At 62.1% G+C, this 23,045-nt stretch carries 24 protein-coding genes; 11 read left to right on the forward strand and 13 right to left on the reverse strand.

Annotated features, from left to right (window positions below; genetic code table 11):
• Positions 1–30: 30 nt before the first annotated feature.
• Genes NYP16_RS10925 through hemC form a run of 4 tightly spaced genes read right to left on the reverse strand, consistent with a single transcriptional unit; the run spans position 31 to position 4,294 of the window.
• Entirely contained in the window at positions 31–1,371 is a 1,341-nt protein-coding gene (locus tag NYP16_RS10925; RefSeq protein WP_274944178.1) for a heme biosynthesis HemY N-terminal domain-containing protein, read from the reverse strand.
• A 3-nt stretch (positions 1,372–1,374) separates the two neighbouring features.
• The gene (locus tag NYP16_RS14545; RefSeq protein ID WP_274944179.1) at positions 1,375–2,604 is read right to left on the reverse strand and encodes a COG4223 family protein; all 1,230 of its coding nucleotides are present in this window, start codon (positions 2,602–2,604) and stop codon (positions 1,375–1,377) included.
• Positions 2,601–3,353, reverse strand: a complete 753-nt coding sequence (locus NYP16_RS10935) for a uroporphyrinogen-III synthase (protein WP_274944180.1) — start codon at positions 3,351–3,353, stop codon at positions 2,601–2,603. The genes NYP16_RS14545 and NYP16_RS10935 overlap by 4 nt, the downstream gene beginning before the upstream one ends.
• On the reverse strand, positions 3,353–4,294 hold the full coding sequence (gene hemC / locus NYP16_RS10940; RefSeq protein ID WP_274944181.1) for a hydroxymethylbilane synthase: 942 nt from the start codon (positions 4,292–4,294) through the stop codon (positions 3,353–3,355). Before hemC ends, NYP16_RS10935 begins: the two co-directional genes overlap by 1 nt.
• A 61-nt stretch (positions 4,295–4,355) precedes the next feature.
• On the opposite strand from hemC, the gene tsaD reads away from it, so the two are divergent.
• Entirely contained in the window at positions 4,356–5,435 is a 1,080-nt protein-coding gene (tsaD, locus tag NYP16_RS10945) for a tRNA (adenosine(37)-N6)-threonylcarbamoyltransferase complex transferase subunit TsaD (protein ID WP_274944182.1), read from the forward strand.
• A 149-nt stretch (positions 5,436–5,584) separates the two neighbouring features.
• Here the strand turns inward: tsaD and NYP16_RS10950 are convergent, their stop codons facing one another.
• Positions 5,585–6,472 (reverse strand): esterase/lipase family protein, encoded by an 888-nt coding sequence (locus NYP16_RS10950; protein WP_274944183.1) that lies wholly within the window; start codon positions 6,470–6,472, stop codon positions 5,585–5,587.
• A gap of 100 nt (positions 6,473–6,572) precedes the next feature.
• On the opposite strand from NYP16_RS10950, the gene NYP16_RS10955 reads away from it, so the two are divergent.
• From NYP16_RS10955 to NYP16_RS10980, 6 genes are all read left to right on the forward strand, one after another.
• Entirely contained in the window at positions 6,573–7,571 is a 999-nt protein-coding gene (locus NYP16_RS10955) for an NAD(P)H-dependent glycerol-3-phosphate dehydrogenase (RefSeq protein ID WP_274944184.1), read from the forward strand.
• Between the two features lie 14 nt (positions 7,572–7,585).
• Positions 7,586–7,891, forward strand: a complete 306-nt coding sequence (locus NYP16_RS10960) for a YciI family protein (RefSeq protein ID WP_274944185.1) — start codon at positions 7,586–7,588, stop codon at positions 7,889–7,891.
• Positions 7,888–8,277, forward strand: coding sequence for a Rieske (2Fe-2S) protein (locus tag NYP16_RS10965; protein ID WP_274944186.1), 390 nt, complete (start codon positions 7,888–7,890; stop codon positions 8,275–8,277). The genes NYP16_RS10960 and NYP16_RS10965 overlap by 4 nt, the downstream gene beginning before the upstream one ends.
• A gap of 63 nt (positions 8,278–8,340) precedes the next feature.
• Positions 8,341–10,290, forward strand: a complete 1,950-nt coding sequence (gene acs, locus NYP16_RS10970; protein ID WP_274944187.1) for an acetate--CoA ligase — start codon at positions 8,341–8,343, stop codon at positions 10,288–10,290.
• Between the two features lie 15 nt (positions 10,291–10,305).
• The gene (locus NYP16_RS10975) at positions 10,306–10,908 is read left to right on the forward strand and encodes an alpha/beta fold hydrolase (protein ID WP_274944188.1); all 603 of its coding nucleotides are present in this window, start codon (positions 10,306–10,308) and stop codon (positions 10,906–10,908) included.
• Between the two features lies 1 nt (position 10,909).
• Entirely contained in the window at positions 10,910–11,704 is a 795-nt protein-coding gene (locus NYP16_RS10980; RefSeq protein WP_274944189.1) for a PhzF family phenazine biosynthesis protein, read from the forward strand.
• Positions 11,705–11,865: 161 nt separating this feature from the next.
• Here the strand turns inward: NYP16_RS10980 and NYP16_RS10985 are convergent, their stop codons facing one another.
• Genes NYP16_RS10985 through NYP16_RS10995 form a run of 3 tightly spaced genes read right to left on the reverse strand, consistent with a single transcriptional unit; the run spans position 11,866 to position 13,590 of the window.
• The gene (locus tag NYP16_RS10985) at positions 11,866–12,561 is read right to left on the reverse strand and encodes a M48 family metallopeptidase (RefSeq protein WP_274944190.1); all 696 of its coding nucleotides are present in this window, start codon (positions 12,559–12,561) and stop codon (positions 11,866–11,868) included.
• Positions 12,533–12,988 (reverse strand): YcgN family cysteine cluster protein, encoded by a 456-nt coding sequence (locus tag NYP16_RS10990; RefSeq protein ID WP_274944191.1) that lies wholly within the window; start codon positions 12,986–12,988, stop codon positions 12,533–12,535. The genes NYP16_RS10985 and NYP16_RS10990 overlap by 29 nt, the downstream gene beginning before the upstream one ends.
• Positions 12,985–13,590 (reverse strand): SCO family protein, encoded by a 606-nt coding sequence (locus tag NYP16_RS10995; RefSeq protein WP_274944192.1) that lies wholly within the window; start codon positions 13,588–13,590, stop codon positions 12,985–12,987. The genes NYP16_RS10990 and NYP16_RS10995 overlap by 4 nt, the downstream gene beginning before the upstream one ends.
• A gap of 163 nt (positions 13,591–13,753) precedes the next feature.
• Here NYP16_RS10995 and NYP16_RS11000 point away from each other — a divergent pair, with 163 nt between their 5' ends.
• Positions 13,754–14,314, forward strand: a complete 561-nt coding sequence (locus NYP16_RS11000) for an ankyrin repeat domain-containing protein (RefSeq protein WP_274944193.1) — start codon at positions 13,754–13,756, stop codon at positions 14,312–14,314.
• A gap of 305 nt (positions 14,315–14,619) precedes the next feature.
• Here the strand turns inward: NYP16_RS11000 and NYP16_RS11005 are convergent, their stop codons facing one another.
• Positions 14,620–15,858 (reverse strand): hypothetical protein, encoded by a 1,239-nt coding sequence (locus NYP16_RS11005; RefSeq protein ID WP_274944194.1) that lies wholly within the window; start codon positions 15,856–15,858, stop codon positions 14,620–14,622.
• A gap of 44 nt (positions 15,859–15,902) precedes the next feature.
• Positions 15,903–16,607, reverse strand: coding sequence for a transglutaminase-like cysteine peptidase (locus NYP16_RS14550; RefSeq protein WP_274944195.1), 705 nt, complete (start codon positions 16,605–16,607; stop codon positions 15,903–15,905).
• A gap of 138 nt (positions 16,608–16,745) precedes the next feature.
• Between NYP16_RS14550 and NYP16_RS11015 the strand changes: the two genes are divergently transcribed.
• On the forward strand, positions 16,746–18,854 hold the full coding sequence (locus NYP16_RS11015) for an HD domain-containing phosphohydrolase (RefSeq protein WP_274944196.1): 2,109 nt from the start codon (positions 16,746–16,748) through the stop codon (positions 18,852–18,854).
• Between the two features lie 19 nt (positions 18,855–18,873).
• On the opposite strand, the gene NYP16_RS11020 is transcribed toward NYP16_RS11015, so the two are convergent.
• Positions 18,874–19,707, reverse strand: a complete 834-nt coding sequence (locus NYP16_RS11020) for an LOG family protein (protein WP_274944197.1) — start codon at positions 19,705–19,707, stop codon at positions 18,874–18,876.
• Positions 19,708–19,963: 256 nt separating this feature from the next.
• On the reverse strand, positions 19,964–20,608 hold the full coding sequence (locus NYP16_RS11025) for a cell wall hydrolase (protein WP_274944198.1): 645 nt from the start codon (positions 20,606–20,608) through the stop codon (positions 19,964–19,966).
• Positions 20,609–20,942: 334 nt separating this feature from the next.
• Between NYP16_RS11025 and NYP16_RS11030 the strand changes: the two genes are divergently transcribed.
• The gene (locus NYP16_RS11030) at positions 20,943–21,794 is read left to right on the forward strand and encodes a class I SAM-dependent methyltransferase (RefSeq protein WP_274944199.1); all 852 of its coding nucleotides are present in this window, start codon (positions 20,943–20,945) and stop codon (positions 21,792–21,794) included.
• 60 nt (positions 21,795–21,854) lie between these two features.
• Here the strand turns inward: NYP16_RS11030 and NYP16_RS11035 are convergent, their stop codons facing one another.
• Positions 21,855–22,259 carry a DUF983 domain-containing protein gene (locus NYP16_RS11035; RefSeq protein WP_274944200.1) on the reverse strand — a complete coding sequence of 135 codons (405 nt, stop codon included), beginning with the start codon at positions 22,257–22,259 and terminating at the stop codon, positions 21,855–21,857.
• 193 nt (positions 22,260–22,452) lie between these two features.
• On the opposite strand from NYP16_RS11035, the gene NYP16_RS11040 reads away from it, so the two are divergent.
• Positions 22,453–22,896: an acyl-CoA thioesterase gene (locus NYP16_RS11040; RefSeq protein ID WP_274944201.1), complete on the forward strand. Its 444-nt coding sequence runs from the start codon at positions 22,453–22,455 to the stop codon at positions 22,894–22,896.
• The last annotated feature ends 149 nt before the right edge of the window (positions 22,897–23,045 follow it).

Below are 23,045 nucleotides of genomic sequence, written 5' to 3' on the forward strand. Positions count from 1 at the left end.
GTGAAGCCCCCTCCGAGCCCCTTTTTTGTTTTAGCCGGCGAGGAGGCCGAAGGTTTCCCGGCGGGTGGCGGCGAGCGGTAGATCGCCCGGGGTCTGCCAGTCGAGGGTGCCGAGCCCGCCGCAGGAGGTGCAGACGGCGGCCCAGTGGGGCCGGGTCGCGCCGCAGTCGCCGCAGGTCCAGTGTTTGTCATGGGTGGCCGTGCGGGCCGTGCGTTGCCATTCGGCGGCACGGATGCTGTCACCATGCTCGGCGGTCTCGAGGGTCGCGAGCAGTTCATAGACTTCGGCGCTTGGGTGTCCGGCGCGCAACAGGGCGTCGAGTTCGAGCCGGGCCGCGTCCCAGTCTTCGTCCTCAAGGGCGAGGGTCGCGCGCATCAGCCGAGCTTCGGGCAGGATGGAGTCCGGTCCGGTGATCTCGGCGAGACGATGCAGTTTGGTCGCCGGGATTTCGTTTTCGATGCCCTGAAGGGCGGCGCGCAACAGGTCGGGATGTGGGCGGGCGATCCAGGCGTCCTTCAGGATGCTGTCGCGCATGCCACTCCGCCCGGCGCCACGGGCGAGGCGGGCGGCGAGCACGGCCGCCGGGGTCAGCCTCGGGTCTAGCTTGAGCGCCTCGCGGGCGAAGTCCAGCGCCTCGGTGCCATTGCCGGCGAGATCGGCTTCGACGGCTTCGGCTTGGGCGAGGGCGGCTTCCTGGCGGTCGGCCTCGGTGGGCTCGATGGCTTTCAGGCGGCGCAGGTCCTTGAGGGCGGCGCGGGCTTCGGTCCAGCGGCCTTCCCGGACGGCGAGCTTGTTGCTCAGCTCGCGCACCCACAGGCTGTCGGTGTCACGGGTCTGGGCGGCGGCGAGCAGGGCCCGCGCCTCGGCCAGGTCATTGTTCTGGAGCGCGAGCGCCACCAGACCGCGAAAGCCGAGAACGCCACTGTCTTCGCGTTCGGCCAACGCACTCAGGGCCTCATGGGCGCCATGGAGATCTTTCTTGAGATGGGCAGCTTCGGCGCGCAGAAGCAGCGTGAGCGGCGTGGCGCCGAGGTTTTTGATGGCATCTTCGGCATTGCGGGTGGCATCGCGTCCGCGTCCACCGCCCAAAGCCGCAAGCGCTTCATGCACGGCCTCCATGCCTTTTCTCTGGCGTCGGGCGCGGCGCTGTTCGGGCGCGAACGGGGTATCGCGGAACAGCCAGATCAGCAGCCGGAACAACAGCAGCATCACAAAGGTGAGGCCCATGATCAACAGCGTCAGCGTCACCGCCGACATCTCGATGCGCCAGTCCTGCCAGTCGATGACGGCATGGCCCGGGTGATCGGCAAGCCAGGCGGCGGCGACAGCGGCCACGAAGGCCAGGATCATGATCAGCAATAAGCGGCGCATGGGTCAGGCTCCGCTATCTGGAGAGATGGCCGGGCGGCTTTTGCCTGTCTGTGCGGGGGCAGCATCATTATGGTCGGTGCCGAGCGCGGTGGCATGGATCAGCACGCTGGCGAAGCGGGACAGGGCCTCGTCGACGGCGAGCCGGGCTTCGGCTCCGCGCAACCAGGGGGCTGCGGCGGCGGCGGCCGGTTTCGGCAAGGTTTTCAATTCGCGGACGGCCGCGGCGAGATCATTCTGGCCAAGCCGCTGTTCGGTCCGGGCGATGATGGCGTCCGGGGTTGTGCCACTCACGTCGCCGGTCGGGCGGATGGTGACGAGGGATTTGAATTCGGCGATGGCGCGACGCCACCAGTTCGCCCCCTCGGGGATGGCGGCGGCGTGGAGAATGGCGGCGGCGGCTTCGTCGAAGCTTGTGCGCAGGCTTGAGAATGACGGGGCGCCGGACGGTGCATAGGCGGCCACGGTCTGAAGCTCGCTTGCAAGTTCGGGCTGGTTCGATTCGGCGAGCAGGCCGCTTAAGGCATCATATTCGGCGGCGAACGGGCGGCCGCGATTGGCGATCTCCCGCAGGGCAGCGAAGGACAGGGCGATCAGCGTGCCACGGCGGTCTCCGGCAGCGGAATGTTCAAGCGTCTGCAGGCGGTCTTCAAGGGTTGTGATGCTGCTGGCAAGTTGGGCCTGCCCGGCGAGGATTTCTTTCTGGCTGCGGGCGGATTCGATGGCTTTGGTGGCGCGTTCGCTCAAAGGCACGAAGGCCGATTCAAGCTGGCCGATGCGGAGTGTCAGCATCTCAAGCCGCGCCGCTGCCGAGCCGCCGGTTTTGGGCGAGCCACCTTCATCCAGGACATTCAGGCGGTTTTCCATGTCGGCGATGGCCGTCCCCTGGGCGGCGGTTTCGTCGCTGAGGGCGGTGACGCGGCTGGTCTGCGCCTCAAGCCGGCGCTTCAGCGCGGTCAGGACATTGTCCTGGGCCGCGAGTTCGGCGTTCAGGTCATCGACCAGATCGGCAGTGCCGCCGGGGAAAACACGGCCAAGCGCCGGGATCGCCTGCACGAGACGCGGGATGGCCACCTCGGCCAAGACGACAGCGAGAACCACAAGACCAAAAATGCTGACGCCGGTTTTCAGGCGGTGTCTGCCTGCGGCTGCCGCGACGCTGTCAGATGTGACGGTTTCGGCAATGGCGGGGTCAGCGGGAATTGGCTGCGGGGGGGTGTCCGGGCCCGGGGTCACGTGTCGAAATCTCCCTTGGAAGTCAGAAGGTCGAGTGCGCCGAGAAGCGCCACCTCAGCCGGTTCAGCTGCTGTCACTATACGATGCCAGAGCGGTGATTGTAAGGGCCAAGACCCTGATTCGAGGGCCTTTGTCACCGCTTCGCTCAAAGCGCCCGCGGTGATGTTCTGAAGACGGTTGAGACGCCCGGCCGTGTCGACAAGGTCCATGAAAATGCGGGCCGTGCGCGGCGAATAAAAAAGCGCGATGTCCGGTTGGTCGTGGTCGAGCGCCTTGATGGCCGGAGCGGGAAGGGCCGTCACCGCTTCGGCGCGATAGAGCACCTGCCGCCTCAGGGTGAAGCCATGGGGTTGCAAAAGCCCGCCGAGGTCGCCAGCGACGATATGTCCGGCCGCGTGAAACAGCGGGCCCTTGGCCGGGTCGCGGGTATCAATGATGAGCGCGGCGAGGCTATGGACCTCGCCCGCGGCGGTGTCGATCTGGGTAAACCCCGCGGCGCGTGCGGTGCGGGCGGTGGCGTCGCCGACTGCGATCACCGGCAGCGCGCGGTCGGCGGAGATGGCGGCGAAGGCGCGCACGCCATTCGCGCTCGTGAACACCAGCGCCTGACAGCCTTCGAGATTGATGGTCGTCACCGGCTCCGGCCGGATGATCATCATAGGGGCGAGGGTGACGCGGTGTCCCGCGGCCTCAAGCGTTCGCGTCAGCGCCGCCGCATCTTCGGCTGGACGGGTGACGAGGATATGCATCAGAGCGACCCGAACAATGTCGCGAAAAACGCGTCCCCGGCACGGGATTTGAGTTCCAATCCGGCATCGGCGCCAAGGGCGGCGGCGTCGTTCACATGGCCTTCGCGCCGGGTTTCGAACATCTGGGTGCCGTCAACCGATAACAGACGGGCGATGAGCGTCAGATGTTCACCCGCGACTTCGGCATGGGCGGCGATCGGCGTGCGGCAGGAGCCTTCGAGGGTAGCGAGCAGCGCGCGTTCGGCGGTGACAGCGATTTCCGTCGGGCGGTGATTGAGGGGGGCGAGAAACTCGCGCACAAGCTCGTCCTCGATACGGGTTTCGAGGGCGATCGCCCCTTGCGAGACGGCGGGCAGCATGTCGACGGGATCGAGCACGGCGGTGACACGGTCGGCGAGCCCGAGTCGCTTCAGCCCGGCGAGCGCCAGCAGGGTCGCGTCCACTTCGCCCGCCGCAAGTTTGCGCAGGCGGGTTTCCACATTGCCACGAAAGGTGATGACCTCAAGATCGGGACGAAGTGCCTTGATCTGAGCCTGACGGCGTAGCGAGGCCGTGCCGACCACCGCACCCGGCGGCAGCTCAGCCAGGCTTTTGGCGCGTGGGCTGATGAAGGCGTCGCGCGGATCTTCGCGTTCGAGAAAGGCGCTGAGCATCAAGCCGTCCGGCAGGCTGGTCGGCATGTCTTTCAGGGAATGGACGGCGAGATCGATGCTGCCATCAAGCAGTCCGGCTTCGATTTCCTCGGTGAACAGCCCCTTACCGCCGATTTCCGATAGCGGACGGTCGAGAATACGGTCGCCTTTGGTGGAAATGACCACGATTTCAATGTCCTCGGCCCTGAGGCCGGGATGAGCGAACAGTAAACGACGCTTCACTTCCTCGGTCTGGGCGAGGGCGAGGCGGCTTCCGCGAGTGCCGATACGAACGGGTTTCGATTGCAACGGGCCGTGTCCTGATGTTAGAGCCAGAGCATGTTAAGTCATTTATAGACATTCGGACATAATGGGCAACAGCAAGCCGCAGATTCTGGTCCTTGGTATCGAGACCAGTTGTGATGAAACCGCCGCCGCCGTGGTGGCCGCCGACGGCTGTATTCTGTCGAATGTGGTGTTGAGCCAGCTTGATGAACATCGCCCTTACGGTGGCGTGGTGCCGGAAATCGCTGCCCGCGCCCATATTGATCATCTGGATGGCCTGATCGCCCGCGCCATGATGGAAGCCGGAATTGGTTTTGACGATCTGTCCGCCGTGGCGGCGACCGCCGGACCGGGCCTGATCGGCGGGGTCATGGTTGGCCTGATGTCCGGCAAGGCCATCGCCGCGGCGCGTGGGCTGCCCTTTATCGGCGTCAATCATCTTGAGGGCCATGCGCTGTCGGTGCGACTCACCGAGGAGGTGCCTTTTCCCTATATGTTGCTGTTGGTCTCGGGCGGTCATTGTCAGCTGTTGCTGGTGCGCGGAGTTGGGGATTATCGGCGGCTTGGCACCACAATCGACGACGCGGCAGGCGAGGCTTTTGACAAGACCGCGAAAATTCTCGGTCTTGATTATCCTGGCGGCCCGGCGGTCGAACGTGCGGCGCGGGATGGCAATCCCAAGCGGTTTGCATTGCCGCGTCCGATGAAGGGGCGGCCTGGCGCGGATTTCTCTTTTTCAGGGCTGAAGACCGCCGTGCGCCGTGCGGTCGAGGCGCTTGACCGTCCCTTGACGGATGAGGACCAAGCCGATCTCGCCGCGTCCTTTCAGGAGGCTCTGACGGCCTCCCTCGTGGACCGCACAAGAAACGCCATCACCCTCGCACGGGCCGAAATCACCACGGCCAATCCGGCGCTGGTGGTGGCGGGCGGCGTTGCGGCCAACCAATATATCCGCACGGCGCTTGAGACGCTCGCGGCGGAACAGGGCTTTCGTCTGGTGGCTCCGCCCATGGCGCTTTGCACCGACAATGCGGCGATGATCGCCTGGGCCGGGTTGGAACGGTTCGCACTCGGGCTTGTGGACGGCCTCGATTGTCCAGCCCGCGCCCGCTGGCCCCTCGATCCCAACGCCGCACCCGCCATGGGAGCGGGGGTCAAGGCATAGGACAGTCATTTGTCAGCAATATCCTTGTCATGGCCGGGCCTGACCCGGCCATCCATCTTGCCGCCACTGCGGATGTGGCAGCATGGATACGCGGGTCAAGCCCGCGTATGACAATGTATTTAAATGATAATTATTTAAACCGCAGTCATTCAAATACCATTCTCCCGTTCCTTTAGAAACCGCTTCACGGCTTCGATGCTTTCCGGGTGGCGGGGCAGATATTGGTGCAGGCTGCGTACGATCAGGCGGTCGGGGCTGCCGTGGGGGAAGACTTCATGGACGGCGACAATGCCGTCGTCGTCGCCGCGCAGCAGCGGGTTGATGCCTTTGCCGGGGCGGGTGCTGCCGGCGATCAGGCGGTGGCGGCAGGTGATGGGGGGCAGTTTGCGGACGTTATTGGCCCTGAGATTCTGCCCGGCTTCGGTGGTGATGAGGCGAAACAATCGGTTGCTATGTAAAAGCCCGGCCATGCGCGCGCCGCGATTGGGCGTGCCCATCATAACGATGCCGTGGATCTTGATGTGTTGCTGCCAGGGTGCTTCGCGGGCGAGTACCACCCGCATGATCAATCCGCCCATGCTGTGGGCGACAATGGTCAGGTCGCTGACACCCTCAAGCCGGTTGAGCACGGTCTCGACATCGCTTGCGTGTTCTTCGATACTTTGCCGGGTGCTTGGGTAGCTGAGGAGAGTGGTGTCATAGCCCGCCTCGTTGAGGGCCCGCCTCATGGGGCCGAAGATGCTGCGAAACCCGCCGAGGCCGCCGATCATCAGCACGAGATGGCGGCCTTCCAAAACCTGAGGGAGCAGTTCGTCGAGTCGGGCCTGGCAATGAGCGTAGCTGCCCGAGCCGCGTTGCCGGTTGCCCGGATCGAGCAGGCGGTGGCGTCCGGTGATAAACTGTTCCTGGATGCGCCAGCCTGAGCGCAGCAGCCGATCTACCCAGACTTGCTGCCCGCCCATGGTGCGCACAGACAGAGCGCGCAAACGCTCGGTGATGAGCTTTCGCAGCTCGGCGGGTTGGACTGTTCGGGCCATGACCGGTATATGGTGAACTGTACGTGCAAAAACCAGAGGGCTTGAACTCGGGGGGCGCGGGCGGCATAAACGCCAGGTGATACAAGAAAGCAGGGGTCGGATGGCACAAACAATCGGCGTGGTTGGCGGAGGAGCCTGGGGCACAGCGCTCGCAACAGTGGCGGCGCGGGCCGGGCATGAGGTGATCCTCTGGGTGCGCGAGCCCGAGGTTGCCGAAGCCATCAACAGTCGGCATGAAAATAGCCTCTTCCTGCCGGGCGTGATCCTGCCGGACAGCATCCGTGCCTCAACCGATCCGCAGACCCTTGGTGCCGCCGACATTCTGTTATTGGTGGCGCCGGCTCAGCATATGCGCGGGGTTCTGACCATTCTTGCGCCGCATCTGAAGTCGGGTGCGCCCGTTGTGGTCTGCGCCAAGGGCATCGAGGAGTCGACGGGCGCACTGATGAGCGAAGTGACGTCGGAAATCCTGCCGAGTCATCCGCTTGCCGTGCTGTCAGGGCCGACCTTCGCTGCCGAAGTGGCGCGCGGCCAACCGGCAGCAGTGACGCTCGCGTCGAAATATCAGACTGTGATCGCCCGCATTACCGAGGCGCTCGGCCAGCCGACTTTCCGTCCCTATGGCTCAACCGATGTGGTGGGCGCGGAAATCGGCGGTGCGGTTAAGAATGTCATCGCCATCGCGGCCGGGATCGTGGATGGCTGCGAGCTTGGGGAAAATGCCCGGGCCGCTGTGATCACCCGTGGCATGGCGGAAATCCTCAGATTCGCCCAAAGTAGGGGTGCCGAGCGGGAGACCATGCTGGGCTTGTGTGGCCTTGGCGACATGATCCTGACCTGTGGCAGCCCGCAATCGCGGAATATGTCGCTCGGGCGGGATCTTGGCCGAGGCCGCAGCCTGGCCGATATTCTCGGCGAACGGAAATCGGTGGCCGAGGGGGTTTATACCGCCCGCGTGCTGGCGAACATTGCCCGCGAGCGCGGCATCGACATGCCCATCGTGCAGGCGGTGGCCGCCATCCTGCACGAGGGCCAAAGCGTCCAGGATGCCATCGAAGATTTGTTGCAACGGCCATTTCGTCCCGAATTACAGGGCTGAGGTAAGGGAACATCATGAGCAAATTATTTGTCATCATCGCCATCGACAATCCGGATTCACTGGCCTTGCGGCAGGCCACCCGCGCTGCCCATCTCGATCATGCGCGCTCGATCGGGGACAGGATGAAATATGGCGGGCCGTTCCTGACCGACAGCGACACGCCGGAACCGCGCGGCAGCCTGTTGATCCTTGAGGCCGATGATCTCGCCGCCGCCAAAGCTTTTGCTGCCGCCGACCCCTATGCCGAGGCCGGGCTTTTTGCCTCCGTCCGGGTCGAGCCGGTGGGCGCGGTGCTTGGCAGCTGGCTCGGCGCTGCGTGAGCTCAAAACCGCGTCCCGCGCCGCGTGATCTCGGCACTGTGCCCGGCGCCCCGTCCAAGGGGGCGCTGTTGTGCCGTGTGGATGAGATCGAGGATAACGGGTCGCGGGCCTTCACCTTCAGTGAGGGCGACAAGCGCTTCGAGATGTTTCTGCATCGGCTGGGGGAGACCGTCGTTGCTTATGAAAACAGCTGCCCGCATCTCTATCTGCCGCTCGACTGGCAGCCGGGGCGGTTTCTGAGTGCGGCGGGGGATGAGTTCATCTGCTCAAGCCATGGCGCGCGGTTTCGGCCCCTGGACGGATTTTGCACCCTTGGTCCCTGTGCCGGAGCCTGGTTGCGCGGCGTCTTGATCCATGTGGAAAATGGTGAAATTCGTGTGGCGTAATGCCCTGTTTTGTTTCTATGATCGCTCCAGTTCATCCTAAAAATCCTGAGGACCGCGACTGTCATGACCGCTTCCGAGATTTTCCCCGTTCCTGCCGAGCTTGCTGCAAGCGCTCATGTGAATGCCGCCCGCTATCAGGAGCTGTACGACCGCTCGCTGAGCGATCCGGAAGGCTATTGGGGCGAAGTCGGTCAGCGTCTCGACTGGATCAAGCCCTATACTGAGGTCAAGAGCACGAGCTTCAGCGGCGACGTCAAGATCAGATGGTATGAGGACGGCACGCTCAATGTGAGCGCCAATTGCCTCGACCGTCATCTGGCGACGCGCGGCGATCAGGTTGCTATCTTGTGGGAACCGGACAGCCCGGAGACGCCGCACCGTGCCATCACCTACCGCGAGATGCATGGCGAAGTCTGCCGCCTTGCCAATGTTTTGAAAGCGCGCGGCGTCAAGCGCGGCGATCGCGTCACCATTTATCTGCCCATGATCCCCGAGGCGGCCTATGCCATGCTGGCTTGCGCCCGCATCGGCGCGGTGCATTCGGTGGTGTTCGGCGGCTTCTCCCCCGAGGCGCTGGCCGGCCGGATCGAGGATTGCGGCTCGGCTTGCGTGATCACCAGCGACGAAGGTCTGCGCGGTGGCAAGCCGGTGCCGTTGAAGGCCAATGCGGATCAGGCGCTCAGCACGCATGCGGCCACAGCCCATGTGCATACGGTGCTGGTGGTGCGTCATACCGGCGGCAAGGTGGAGATGACCCCGGGCCGCGATGTCTGGTATGACGAGGAATGTGCCAAGGTTGCCGCAGATTGCCCGCCCGAGGAAATGAGCGCGGAAGATCCGCTGTTCATTCTCTATACCTCAGGCTCGACCGGCAAGCCGAAGGGGGTTCTGCACAGCTCGGGCGGCTATCTGGTTTATGCGGCGCTGACCCATGAACTGGTGTTCGATTACCGCCCCGGCGAGGTTTACTGGTGCACGGCGGATGTCGGTTGGGTCACCGGCCACAGTTACATCGTCTATGGGCCGCTCGCGAACGGAGCCACCAGTCTGATGTTTGAAGGCGTGCCGACCTATCCGGACGCCTCGCGCTTCTGGCAGGCGATCGACAAGCATCAGGTCAATATTTTCTATACCGCACCAACCGCCATCCGGGCGCTGATGCGGGAGGGCGACAGCCCGGTGACCTCGACCTCGCGGGCCAGTCTGCGGTTGTTGGGCAGTGTGGGGGAGCCGATCAATCCCGAAGCCTGGCTCTGGTATCATCGCGTGGTCGGCGACGGCCGTTGCCCCATCGTCGATACCTGGTGGCAGACCGAAACCGGCGGCATACTGATTTCGCCCTTGCCCGGCGCCATGGCCTTGAAGCCGGGCTCGGCCACCAAGCCGTTCTTTGGCATCAAGCCGGTGATTGTCGATGCCGAAGGCGTGCCGCTTGAGGGCGAGGCTGAAGGCAACCTTTGCATCGCCGAAAGCTGGCCCGGTCAGATGCGCACCATTTATGGCGATCACAAGCGCTTCGTGGAGACCTATTTTTCGACCTATAAGGGCATGTATTTTACCGGTGACGGCTGCCGCCGCGATGCCGATGGCTATTACTGGATCACCGGCCGGGTCGATGACGTCGTGAATGTGTCCGGTCATCGCATGGGCACGGCGGAAGTGGAAAGCGCGCTCGTCGCCCATCCCAAAGTGGCCGAGGCGGCGGTGGTCGGCTACCCCCATGACATCAAGGGGCAGGGCATTTATGCCTATGTGACCCTGATGGAGGGGGAAGAGGGCAGCGATGCCCTGCGCGCCGAGCTGGCCAAATGGGTGCGCCAGGAAATCGGCCCCATTGCCGTTCCGGATCTGTTGCAATTCGCGCCGGGTCTGCCGAAAACCCGCTCGGGCAAAATCATGCGCCGCATCTTGCGCAAGATTGCCGAAAATGATTATGCCAATCTCGGCGATATCTCGACCCTGGCCGATCCGGCCGTGGTGCAGAGCCTGATCGACAATCGTCAAAACCGCTAGGCCATGAGCTATCTGATGACAGGCCCTGTGAGCGGAGCCAGCAGATTGTTGCTGGCTCATGGCGCCGGTGCGCCCATGGACAGCCGGTTCATGGAGGCCTTTGCCGAGGGGCTTGGCACGCGCGGGGTGGCGGTGCTGCGGTTTGAATTTCCCTATATGACGGCGCGGCGGGAGACCGGTAACAAGCGTCCGCCCGATCGTGCGCCGGTTTTGCTTGAGTGCTTCAGGCGGGCCATTGCGGACTGCGGTCCGGCGGCGCGGCTGGTGATCGGCGGCAAGTCCATGGGCGGGCGCGTGGCCTCCATGCTGGCTGATGAGGCGGGGGTCGCGGGGCTGGTCTGTCTCGGCTATCCCTTTCAACCGCCGGGCAAGTCCGACAGCAACCGCACCGCGCATCTCAAGGGGCTGCGGACGCCGGGGCTGATTGTTCAGGGCACGCGCGATCCTTTCGGCGGACGGGCTCAGGTTCTGGGTTATGACCTCGCGCCGTCCCTTGAGCTCGGCTGGATTGAGGACGGTGACCATGACCTCAGTCCGCGCAAATCTTCGGGCCGCACAGAGACCGAGACATGGGCCCAAGCTATGGATATGATTGCCGCATTCATAATAAGGATCTGACATGGACTCAGCGATTTATCAGGTCGATGCCTTTGCCGACCGTCGTTTTGCCGGAAACCCCGCCGCCGTCATGCCCTTTGATGCCTGGCCCGGGGATGAGCTGTTGCAGGCCCTCGCGGGGGAAAACAATCTGGCCGAGACGGCCTTTTTTGTGGCGAGCCCGGCCGAGGACGCGGATTATGATCTGCGCTGGTTCACCCCGAAGGCTGAGGTTGATCTTTGTGGCCATGCGACGCTCGCATCGGCGCATATTTTGTTCACGGAACTCGGGTTCACGGGTGAGCTTGTGCGTTTCCAGACCAAAAGCGGCATCCTCACCGTGCGCCGGGAGGATGACCGGCTGGTGATGGATTTTCCAGCCCGCCCACCGCGTCCGGCGTTGTATGACGAGGCGGTGGCGACGGCCCTTGGCATCCGGCCCCGCTTGTTCGTGAAAGCGCGCGATCTGATCGCGGTTTATGAGGATGCGGCCGATGTGGCGGCGCTCCGTCCCGATATGCGGGCCTTGACGCGCTCCAAGCATTTCGCGGTGGTGGCGACGGCTCCGGGGGACGGTGAATTTGATTTCGTCAGCCGCTTTTTCGCTCCGGCGATCGGGGTCGATGAGGACCCGGTGACGGGCTCGGCTCATGCGGAATTGTTCCCCTATTGGGGGCAGATGCAGAAAAAAACGGAAATGACTGCCCGGCAGATTTCCGCTCGTGGCGGCACGGTCTGGGGTAAATTGATTGCGGGCGGCCGGGTTGAAATCGCCGGGGAAGCGGTGACGTTCTTCCGCGGACGGGCGGAGGTTTGAGGTCAGGCCTCCGGGTTCTGCTTACCGCTGGCACCATGGATACGCGGGTCAAGCCCGCGTATGACAGATGTTTGGGCCTGCGGTGACTGAAACCCAAAACCCTGTCATTGAACATCAAAACCCTGTCATTGCCGGGCTTGACCCGGCAATCCATCTTGCCGTCACCCGATCCGCTGCAGGCTCGCGCCGTAGCGTTTGAGCCAGGCTCGGGGGCGGCTGTGGGGGCCGTAGAGGGTTTCGACTTCGGCCCAGAAGCGCGGCGAATGGTTCATCTCGATAAGATGGGCGACCTCATGGGCGATGACGTAATCGACCACGGTTTCGGGCGCGCAGATGAGCCGCCAGGAAAAGGACAGGACGCCATCCGAGGTGCAGCTGCCCCAGCGGCTTTTCTGGTCGCCGATGCGGATTTGCTGTAGCGGGCGGTTGGCTTTGCTGGCCATGGCGCGGGTTTTCGGGCCGATCAGATCGGCGGCGAACTGGCGCAGAAAACGGCGTACCCGGTTCGGCAGTTCGCTGAGTTCCCCGCCCAAGGTCAATGTGCCGGCCGTCGGGTCATACTGTGGCCTGCGGCCTGCGGCCGGGTCATGGCGGATGGTGATGTCGGTGCCGAGAATGGGCACCACGCTGCCCGCCGTGAGCGCGGTTGAGGGCGGCAGCGCCGCGCGGGCACGGGCGATCCAGCCTTCATGACGGGCGACGAAGGCGTGGCCTTCGGCCAGCGGCACCCGCCAGGGCAGGGTGAGGACGGCAGCGCCGGTGCGCGGATCGACCCGGAGCAGCAACCGCTTCGCCTGACGCGAGCGGCGCACGACAAGATCAGGGCTGTCAGGGTTTGTGGGGCTTGAGGATGTCAATGATATGATCCTCCAGATCGCCGGCCTGACGTTCGGAAATGACCTGGCCGCGCACAGAAATTCCGGCTTCGATCACCGTGTCGGGGGTGCCTGAGACAAGGGGATGCCACCAGTCGAGGTCCTTGCCCTCGGCCAGCAGACGATAGGCACAGGTTTCCGGCATCCAGTAGAGTTCCGGGATGCGGTCCGGTGTCATGACCACGCAATCTGGCACGAGCCGCGCGCGCTCGGTATAGCGGGTGCAGCGGCAGGTGCCGAGATCGAACAGGCGGCAGACCACATTGGTGATGGCGATTTCGCCGCTGTCTTCATCTTCAAGCTTATGGAGGCAGCAACGACCGCAGCCGTCACAGAGCGATTCCCACTCCGCCGTCGTCATGGCGTTGAGCGGTTTTTCTTTCCAGAAAGGGGTCTCCGGGCTGCTCATCCGACGATATCTTGCAGTTTTTTCGCCATCATTTCGGGGCTCACACCGGCGGAGAAATGGGCGACATACTGGCCTTTCGGCCCCATGACAAAGACGATGGCGCTGTGATCCATCAGGTATTCTGTCTCGGTTCCCTCAACGGATTTCTGATAATAGACCCGGTAAGCACGGCTTGCGGCCTTGATTTCGTCTTCCGTACCAGTGAGGCCGATCAGCTTGGGCGAGAAGTTCTGCACGAACTCCGCCATGACCGGCACCGTGTCGCGGGTTGGGTCGACGGTGATGAAAATCGGCTGCACCTTGGCGGCGATGTTTTTCGGCAGCAGATCCATGGCTTCGGTCATGCTGCTCAATTCCATGGGGCAGACATCCGGGCAGAAGGTATAGCCGAAGAACACCAGCATATAGCGGCCGCGAAAATCCTGATCGGTCACGCGTTTGCCGGTCTGATCCACAAGCGAGAACGGACCGCCGACAAGGGCGGTGCCTCCCGGCGGTTCGTCACCGGCGGGGTTCGGCGTGAGTTTCCAGGCCAGCAGGCCTCCCACCAGCAGGATGGCGGCAACAATCAGGGGCAGATAGCGCGACGAGGATGTGGACACAGAACGTTACCTTGGCAGAATTCAGAAGGATTAATCCGGGCGAGGATTTGTCAAGCTCTCCCGAACCCCTTATATATGGAACCCGCCGAACTCGCAAACATCGCCCCAAGTCGGGCCCCCCTCATAGAGTTTGCGGTCGAACGACACAGGAGAGCGACGGTTGATGCGAGTGATCTATCGGGTAACGGCGGCCTTGGCCGTGTGCAGTATTCTGTTTCTGAGCCAGGGTGCGATGGCGCAGTTCTCGCCCTCCTATGAATTGATCCAGGGCTTGAAGAAGCGCGATTTTTACAAGATCAAGACCAGTGTCCTCAAAGGCGGCAACGTCAATGCCCGCGACGACGATGGTGTGCCGGCCCTGTCCATGGCGGTGGATATCGGCGATGCGTCGATCGTCAAGTTCCTGCTTGAGCAGGGCGCTTTTGTCGATATGAACGATGAGAAGAAAACCACGCCTCTGATGCGCGCGGCGGCCAATGGCGACAAAATGTCGGCGGCGGTGCTGTTATATTACAAGGCCAATCCCAACACCGGCGACAGCCTCGGCGAGACGCCGCTCATGAAGGCGTCCCGGGCCGGGAATGAGGAGCTGGTGAAGCTCCTGATCGACAGCGGGGCCGAGGTCAATGTCGAGGACAACACCGGCCACACTGCCCTCGAATACGCCCAACGCGCTCGCAAACGGGCCGTGGAAGCCGTGCTCAAGAAAGCCGGCGCGGAATAGAGCGGCTGGTCGTTGGGATGTCCACACCAAACTGTCATTGCCGGGCTTGACCCGGCAATTCATTTCGCCGCCGTGCTGCCCGGCCATGGATTACCGGGTCAAGCCCGGTAATGACAATGAGTGGGTGTGCTGGTGGTTTGAGCTCAGTCCGGCATGACGAGAGTGATGGGGTTCTACAGAAACCTTGGATTGCCGGGCTTGACCCGGCAATCCATTTCGCCGCCGTGCTGCCCAATCATGGATTACCGGGTCAAGCCCGGTAATGACAGTTCGGTGTGAGGGGCTGGCTTTAAATTAGGTCGTGTTCACACCCGGGTCGTGGCTTCGATCTGGGGGCCCTGGAACAGCAAAAGGCCGTAACGCTGCCCGAAGGCCAGGGCTTCGGGGCTGCTGCAGTCTGACAGCAACACCTTGGTGGCGCCGGTTCGGCGCACGGATTCCCGGAGGGCGGCGCCCCAGTCGCTTCTGATGCCGCCGATCAACAGCGGCGTCCATGAAATCTTGTGGAAATGGATTTCAAGCAATGACGGGTTCATCATGGCGAAAAGATGCGGGTTCCAGCTGGACAGGCAGAGCTTGTGGCCAAGTCCGATGATGCGGTCACGGGCGGCCAGAAAGCGCGCCGGGTCCCGTAAAAAGTCCTGGGCGGTGAATTCAAACACCACGCTGCCGCGGGTCAGCTGCCGGTAGGCTTTGGTGAAATCCTGAAATTCCGTGCTGTCCACCGTTTCGACCAGAACAGGCAGGCTGAAGGCGGTTGGCAGCGGGCTTGTGGTGATGAGCTCGGCGATGATTTTTTCATCCAGATGATCGCTAAGCGCCCGCAACAGCCAGCGATCGTTCGGCAGCGTGCGTCCGCTTCGGACCATCACGCGGAGACTGTCGACCCGCACATGAAGTTCCGTCAGGATCGGCGTTGCCAGTCCGTCCCGGCTGAGAGCCGAGACCGTTGCCGGTGAGATGTTACGGGCAAGGGCGCTCGCATCCTCGCGGGGGGCGGATCTTAAGGGCGGCAGGGGATAGGAGTTGACAAGCGGCAGGGCGGCAAAGGACACAACGGCTGGATCTATGTCATCCGCATCCGGAAGGCTGTCGAGCATGCGGTCCGCGCAGGCGAGAAAGGCGTCGGCCTCCTGCTCCAGATCGTAAAAGGTGCAGAAGTCGTCCGTACCCGCAGCACTCCGCACGCCACTGTCGAGCAGGCGATAGGCCGGATCGTCGCGAAAAAGATGCCGCACCTTGAGCACGGCTTCATCGAGGGCGGCAAAGCTCAGACCCTTGGCGACCAGGATGATGTCATGATTGGCCAGGCGGAACAGCCGGCCTTCGAACTTGCGCACGAGCGGGCCGAGCGCCTCCACGGCCTGACGCAAGTCATGGGCATGGAGCCGGTACCGGCTCAGCCGCGACAGATGCAGATGTATGGCGCGGCGACCCTTGCGATGAATGCGCAGACTGCGGGCGAGATCGGCCAGAAGCTCTTCCTGGGCGGGCAATTGTCCGGGGGGCGTGGGTTTGCGGCTTTTGAGCATGGCGTCTGGCAATTATCTCCTTGCGAGGAGGGTGCCATGGGCGGATTGCGAAAGGGTTAATTCACCGGATTGCGATGGTACCACCAGGCACTTTCATTAATCGAATAGATCGGTTTGTAATGAAGGATGCTTGAGGCCTTGACCGGCCCCGGCAGCTGATTGTCGAGAATAAGCGGAACGCCCTTGTCGGCCCCGGCTTCATAGACTGCGAGCACGGCATGGGGGGTTTTAAGGTTCATATCCTCGACAATGACGATGCGCATGCTGTCGGCCGGGACCCCAAGCGCTTTCAGCGAGAAATATTTGGCGATGGCATAGTCCTCGCAATCGCCGTCCTTCTGCATGAATTCGCGCGTGGTGGCCCAGTAATCGGGCACGCCCCAATTGACCATGTCGGTCACATAGGGGGCGAGATTCATGAAATGATTGATGGCCACGATCTGTTCAGAGCGCGGTCGGCCGGCAAGCTTGCTCAGCAGATCCTTCAGGTCATCCTGACGGCAGCGCATGGTGGCGCTCAGGCGGCAGGGCTGCTTGAGGTCGCGGCGGCTTTCTTCCCACTGATAGCGGGCGAGCATGTCGGTCCATTTTTGAAATGCCGTGAGGTTTTCGCCGCGCGTCTCGAGCGTGCCGAACAATCCCGGGGCTGCGGCCAGAGCGGGCGTGGCGCAAAGGAGTGCGGGCGTGACGCAGAGGAGTGCGAGCGCGAGCAGCGTCGCTGCCAGCGATATGCGCGCTTCCTCCCTGCCCGTGGCCTGCACTTTGATCCTCCGGCTAATTTGCCTGCTATGGATGACAGTCTGTAAGCCATTCTTAACGCTCTTGATTGCGCATAGACATAGCATCGTGAATGGGCATAGTCTCGGAAAACTGCGGTTGGGTCAGAGGATTACGGGATTATGAGCGAGGATGGGCCGGGACAGGACGGGGCAGCGCGGCGCTTGCGACGGGCGGCGATCCTGCTTGGGGCAGGGGTGGTGCTGGCCGCCATCATCGGCTTTGTGCTGGTGTTTCGCTTTGCCGAAGCCAATCGCGACCGCGATCTCGGGATCTGGCGCGATCGTCTGACCATCAGCGCTGACGCTCGGGCTGCGGCCGTCGATGACTGGATCAGTGCCGAGCGCGACATGGTGGCGACGGTGGCACGCAATCCGACCCTTGAATTTTATCTGACCGAACGCGCCGCCGTGGGTGCTGCGGACAGGGTGACGGACGGTGCGGCGCGGCTTGAAATGATCCGCACCTACCTGCTGTTCAGCGCTGATCAAAGCGGCTTCAACCCGCCGCCCGGCGGAGCCGAGATCGCCGCCAATATCCCCCGTGCGCGGCGCGGCGGGCTCGCCCTTGTGGATATGACCGGGCGGTTGTTGAGCGGCACCTCCTGGATGCCGTCCTATGAGGCGCTGCTTACGGCCTATAAAGCCGCACCGCCGGAAAAGGGCGCGGTTTATATCCATGATATTTATGCTGGCGAGGCGGGGGAGCCGACCCTAGCTTTGGTCGCTCCGGTTTATGCCCTTGAAGGGGCGGCCGATGGGGTGACGGGCGCGCCGCTTGGCTATGTGATTGCGGTGCGGCCTGCGGCCGATCTTTATAGCCGGTTGAGCCAGCCGGGGGACGTCAAGGCGGGCATTGAGACAGTTTTGCTGCGCTCCAAAGCCGGGCGGATCGAGGATCTGTCGGCCTTGGGCAAATCGGTGCCAGCCGATGACAGGACGTTGGCGGCGTCGCAGGCGCTTGCCGATCCCGGATTATTTGTGCGCGGCCGTGATGGACAGGGGCACGATGTGCTCGCAACGGCCACGCCGCTCAAGACCATACCGGCCCTGATCATGAGCAGTGTCGAGGCGGGGACGGCCTTGAATGACATCACCGCGCGCCGAAACGCCACCCTGACCATTTTCGGGCTGGTTATTCTGTGTCTCGCGGCGGCGGCCTTGTTGCTGTGGCGCTATGGTGCGTCCTTGCGGGCGTCAGCGTCGGCTGCCCGGGCCACGGCCATGGCGGCGCGTTATGAACGGCTGTCGGCGTTCTTGCGGGGGGTCAGCGATGCGCAGCCGACCGGGATTCTGGCCTTTGACGCCGACGGCCACTGTCGTTTCGCCAATGAACGGGCGGCGGCGGCGGCCGGGATCTCCGACAGCGACCTGAGCGGCAAAACGGCGCGGGCCATTTTCGGCCCCACGCTCGGCACCGGGATCGAGGCTGATAATAGAGCGGCGCTTACAAGCAGCAGTCCCGTGAGCCGCAGCCATACGCTCGCACTCGCGGACGGCAAACGCCAGATTCTGAAAGCCGATCATATGCCGCTTGGGAATATGGAGGGCGATCAGGGCCACCGACCGGGCGTGCTTGTGGTGCTTGAGGATGTGACCGCGCTTGTGAGCGAACGGGAACGCCGGGAGGACAATCTGCGTCAGCTCGTGAGCACGCTGACCGGGGTGATCGACAGTCGCGATCCCTATGCCGCCCGTCATTCGCGCTGGGTTGCCGATCTTGCCAAAGTCCTGGCCCGGGATATGGGGCTTGATGACGTGATGGTCGAGACGGCGGAGGTGGCGGGGGCGCTTCTCAATCTTGGCAAGGTGCTGGTGCCACGTGCGCTCTTGACCAAAAACGAAGCCTTGAGCGCGGCCGAGCTTGAGGACGTGCGGCTGAACATTCAGAAAAGCGCTGATCTGTTGCAAGGCGTGGCCTTTAACGGACCGGTGGTGGCGACCATCCGTCAGGCCCAGGCCCATTGGGATGGGAGCGGCCTGCCCGCAGGACTTGCTGGGAGCGATATTTTGGTCACCGCCCGCATTCTCGCAGTTGCCAACGCCTTTGTCGGCATGATCAGCGCCCGCTCTCACCGCGCGGCGCTGCCGCTTGAAACGGTGATTGATCTGCTGCTCGGGCAGGCCGGGACGCTCTATGACCGCCGTCCGGTGGCGGCGTTGGTGAATTATCTTGAAAATCAGGGCGGGCGTGCCCTATGGGCCGCCCGCGCGCTGGAGCCGGGGGAGTAAGGCTGGAGCCAGCTTTATCTTACAGGCTGCCGCCGGGGACATCCCAGGCGTAGCTCATGAGGCCATCGGTGACATAGCTGAAGGCCTCGTCGATGGAATCCGTCACATAGAGCAGATCGAGATCCTCAGCGCTGATGGTGCCATAGCGTACGAGCGCCTGAAGATTGATCACGTCGTTCCAGAATTGTTTGCCGAACAACACGATGGGCACGACCTTGGTCATTTTGCGGGTTTGCAGCAGGGTCAGGATTTCCATTAATTCATCAAGGGTGCCGAACCCGCCCGGCATGACCACGAAGGCCTTGGCGAGATAGGCGAACCAGAACTTGCGCATGAAGAAGTAATGGAACTCGAAATTGAGCTCCTCGGTGATATAGGGGTTGTGCGACTGTTCGAACGGCAGCGAGATGTTGAAGCCGACACTGGCGCCGCCTGCCTCGCGCGCCCCTCTGTTGGCCGCTTCCATGATGCCGGGGCCACCGCCGGAACAGACGACAAAGCGATGGCTTGAGCCCTCAAGATTGAGCGACCATTCGGTCAGTCGCCGGGCGAGCTCCCGCGTGGCCTCATAATACTGCGACATTTCGACCATCAGCTGGCCGCGTGCGATGCCGGTTGCTTCTCCGGCGGCTTCGGCGTTACGCAGGCCGGCCTCGGCCACATCGCGCGGCTGTAATCGGGCCGAGCCGAAGATGACCACCGTATCCTCAATATTATGCTGTTCGAGATAGGTTTTCGGGCCGAGATATTCGGACATGATGCGTAACGGCCGGGCCGCCGGGCTGTTGATGAAATTGGGGTCCTTGTAGGATTTGTTGGATGGCGGCGCACCGAGCGGCGATTTGGGATTCATGGTGATCCTTTTCTGCAAACGGGGGGTTACGGTATGGATAAACTCCCCTTATGACGGTTGCAGTCTAGCAGATGCGATGCGCGCATGAAAAAAAACCCTGCATCCAGTCAGAGATGCAGGGCCGCCAAGTCGACTTAAACGTCCCTGGAGCAAAGCTGCCAGGGTAAGTCATCATGGCGCGCGCAAAGCTCAATATCCTTGATCTCGATCAAGAATATTGAGCTTTGTCCTGCTAATCAGGGGGGTAATCAGGGGGTTAGCGGCTCGCCACGAAGCGGACGTTCGGGGTCGGCTCCTGATAGAACACATGCTGGCCGACCTTGACGGTCTGCTTCAGGGTCATGGCCCATTCGGGTTCGACGCTGCGGGCGTGGAAATGGGTCGAGGCCCGGGTGGCATCCTTGCTGGCCCCGGTCAACGCCTCAAGGGCGACCTTGAGCGACTGGCGCCAGGCCCATTTGTCGTTCGGCTTGTCCGAGCGGCCGTCACAGGCAAAGGAGAACTGGCAGCGATTGGGCTGGTTCTTGTTCTGATAGACCACGCCGCAGATGGTGCTTGGATAGCGGCCATCGCGCAGGCGGTTCAGAACCACATGGGCCACGGCCTGCTGACCGGCCTTGGTTTCGCCACGGGCTTCGAAATAGACGGCCTGGGCGAGACAGCGGTATTGGCTGGCTACGGCGATTTCCTGTTGGCTGACGTCGCTCGCATCCTTCGAGAGGACGGAGACATAGGTGCCAACCCGGTGCAAACCACCGATCATCGAGCCAAGACGGTCGAGCGAGGAGGGCACGGCAGGGGATTGGGCAGCCGGGGATGAGGCCGGGATAACCGGAGCCGACGCTGAAGGTGACGCGCCATGCGCGACCGACATCAGCGGCAGACTTGTTAGCAAGATCATGAGGCCAGAGGCCAAGTTACGTCGCATATGTTCGTACTCTCCACTCGCGCTTTTCTTGAAGTTCGAGATGGACCTCAAATTTCAAGCCGATGCCAAAATTCACGGGAACGGCACAAATAACACTGTGCAACATGTTCCAAATTCCGGCCTCTTGCGCGTTTGAACGGCTGTTTTTGCCGTCTCAAGACTGAAGCTTTGCACGTCAAAATCGACGAGAATAAGGCAACAACGCAAGTTAAAATTTAATATAATTGGCGGAATTCCGCTTAACTTCTTGATATCCAAGAGATTGTTGTTAGCCTTTTCTTAACCATTTGAACCGGGGAGACGGACGATGCGCAAAGTTTTTGGGACAATATTTGTCAGTTTGGGATTCGTTGTCGCAGTTTCGGCGGGTCTTATGCCGCTCGCGAAACCGGCCTATTCGGCCGACATGACCGCACGCCTGACCGAGCTTGCGAACGGCTCATGGCGGAGCGAGGCGGATAAAGCCCGCAACGACTATCGCCATCCCGTTGAAACCTTGAATTTCTTCGGGATCAACGACCATATGAGCGTGGTGGAACTCAGCCCCAGCGGTGGATGGTATATGGAGATCCTGGCGCCGCTTCTCAAGGACCGGGGCATATATTATGCGGCCGGATTTTCGCGCAGCGACACGTCGGACTATGCGAAGCGTATGATCAAGGTGATGGATGACAAGATCGCCAGCCATCCGGATCTTTACGGCAAGGTGCGGATAACCCCCCTGAGGCCGCCCGCGACCGAGACGGCGGCAGACCCGATTGCGCCGGAGGGCAGCGCCGATATGGTGCTGACCTTCCGCAATATCCATAACTGGCTGGCGTCAGGCACGTTTCCTGAGATTCTGGCCCGGGCCCATAAGGCGCTGAAGCCGGGCGGGGTGCTTGGAGTCGTTGAACATCGTGCCGATCCGGCGGCTCCGGTCGATGAAAAGGCCAAAAGCGGTTATGTCAACGAAGCCTATATCATCGGCGTGATCGAAAAGGCCGGGTTCAAACTTGAAGCCGCATCCGAGATCAATGCCAATCCCAAGGATGATCATAATCATCCGAAAGGCGTCTGGACCCTGCCACCAACCTATTCGCTCGGCGATCAGGACCGGGCCAAATATCAGGCCATCGGCGAAAGCGACCGCATGACTCTGAAGTTCCGCAAGATTTAAGCTACAAAAAAACCGGGCTTTGATCATCAAAGCCCGGTTTTTATTGTGATCAGTCTGAGGTCAGGCCTCGGTTTTTTCGCTGCTCTCGGTACCCGTGATGCCGAGTGAGCTCATCAGGCCCAGAGTGCCGCCCTTGATGTAAGGCAGCAGCCCGAGGGTCAGCGCCGCAGTCAGCGGCAGCCAGATCAGGGAATGGGCCAGCAGGGAAATGGCATAATATTTCTCGGCCAGGAACATCAGCGGAATGACGATATGACCGACGATGACAATGGTGAAATAAGGCGGGGCATCATCGGCCCGCACCTTGCCAAGGGCAGCGTTACAATGGCTGCAGGAGGGGGCGACCTTGAGATATCCGACAAAAGCCGCGCCAACACCACAAACCGGACATTTGCGGCGCAAGCCACGCCAGACAGCCTGACCTAACGAGGGACGTTCAAGGGATACGGGGGACAGCTCGATCATGCAGTTTATCCTTCGGTAGACCCGAGGTTAGACCGTGAGGCGTAAGGCCTCCTGGCGAAGATATTCAGATGCTGGGAGGCTTCTAGCATAAAAACAGTCAAAGACCCATACCAACGCCGCCATGGCCGTCATGTGCGGGGAGCATACCCCCCAGAGGTATTTTGGCCACAGGTATTTTTTGAAAGGGATTCTGATGTCACGCGAGGCTTTTCGTTATTCCTATCCGCTGCGGGTCCGCTATTCGGAGATTGATGGCCAAGGCATTGTCTATAATGCCCATTACATGACCTATTGCGATATCGCCACGACCGAATATATGCGGGCGCTCGGCATCGCGCTTGATGTGGAGACCGCGCGGGCGAGCGGCGCCGATGTGCATCTTGTGAAGGCGACCTTTGAATGGAAAGCCCCGGCGCTGGCCGATCAGGAGCTTGATATTCTGGTGCGGACCGAGCGAATCGGTCGCTCCAGCCTGACGCTCGTGATCGAAATCCATCCGCGCGACGAGGACAGTCTGCTGCTGCGGTCTGAAATTGTTTATGTCTATACCGATCAGACCACGCGGCGGTCGACCCCGCTGCCCGAAGACTGGATCGCCCGCATCCAGGCGTTTGACGGCGTTATGGCATCATCCTAAAAACCCCCTCAGCGTCATCGCGAGCCGCATAAGCGGCGTGGCGATCCAGATTCTTGATCAAGGGACGGAAGGGCTGGATTGCTTCGGCGTGCGCCTCGCAATGACGGGGATGGGTGTTTGTTTCTGCAGTCGGGCGATCAGGCTTGAGC

The organism is Govania unica (genome assembly GCF_027920805.1).
Lineage (GTDB): Bacteria > Pseudomonadota > Alphaproteobacteria > Sphingomonadales > Govanellaceae > Govanella > Govanella unica.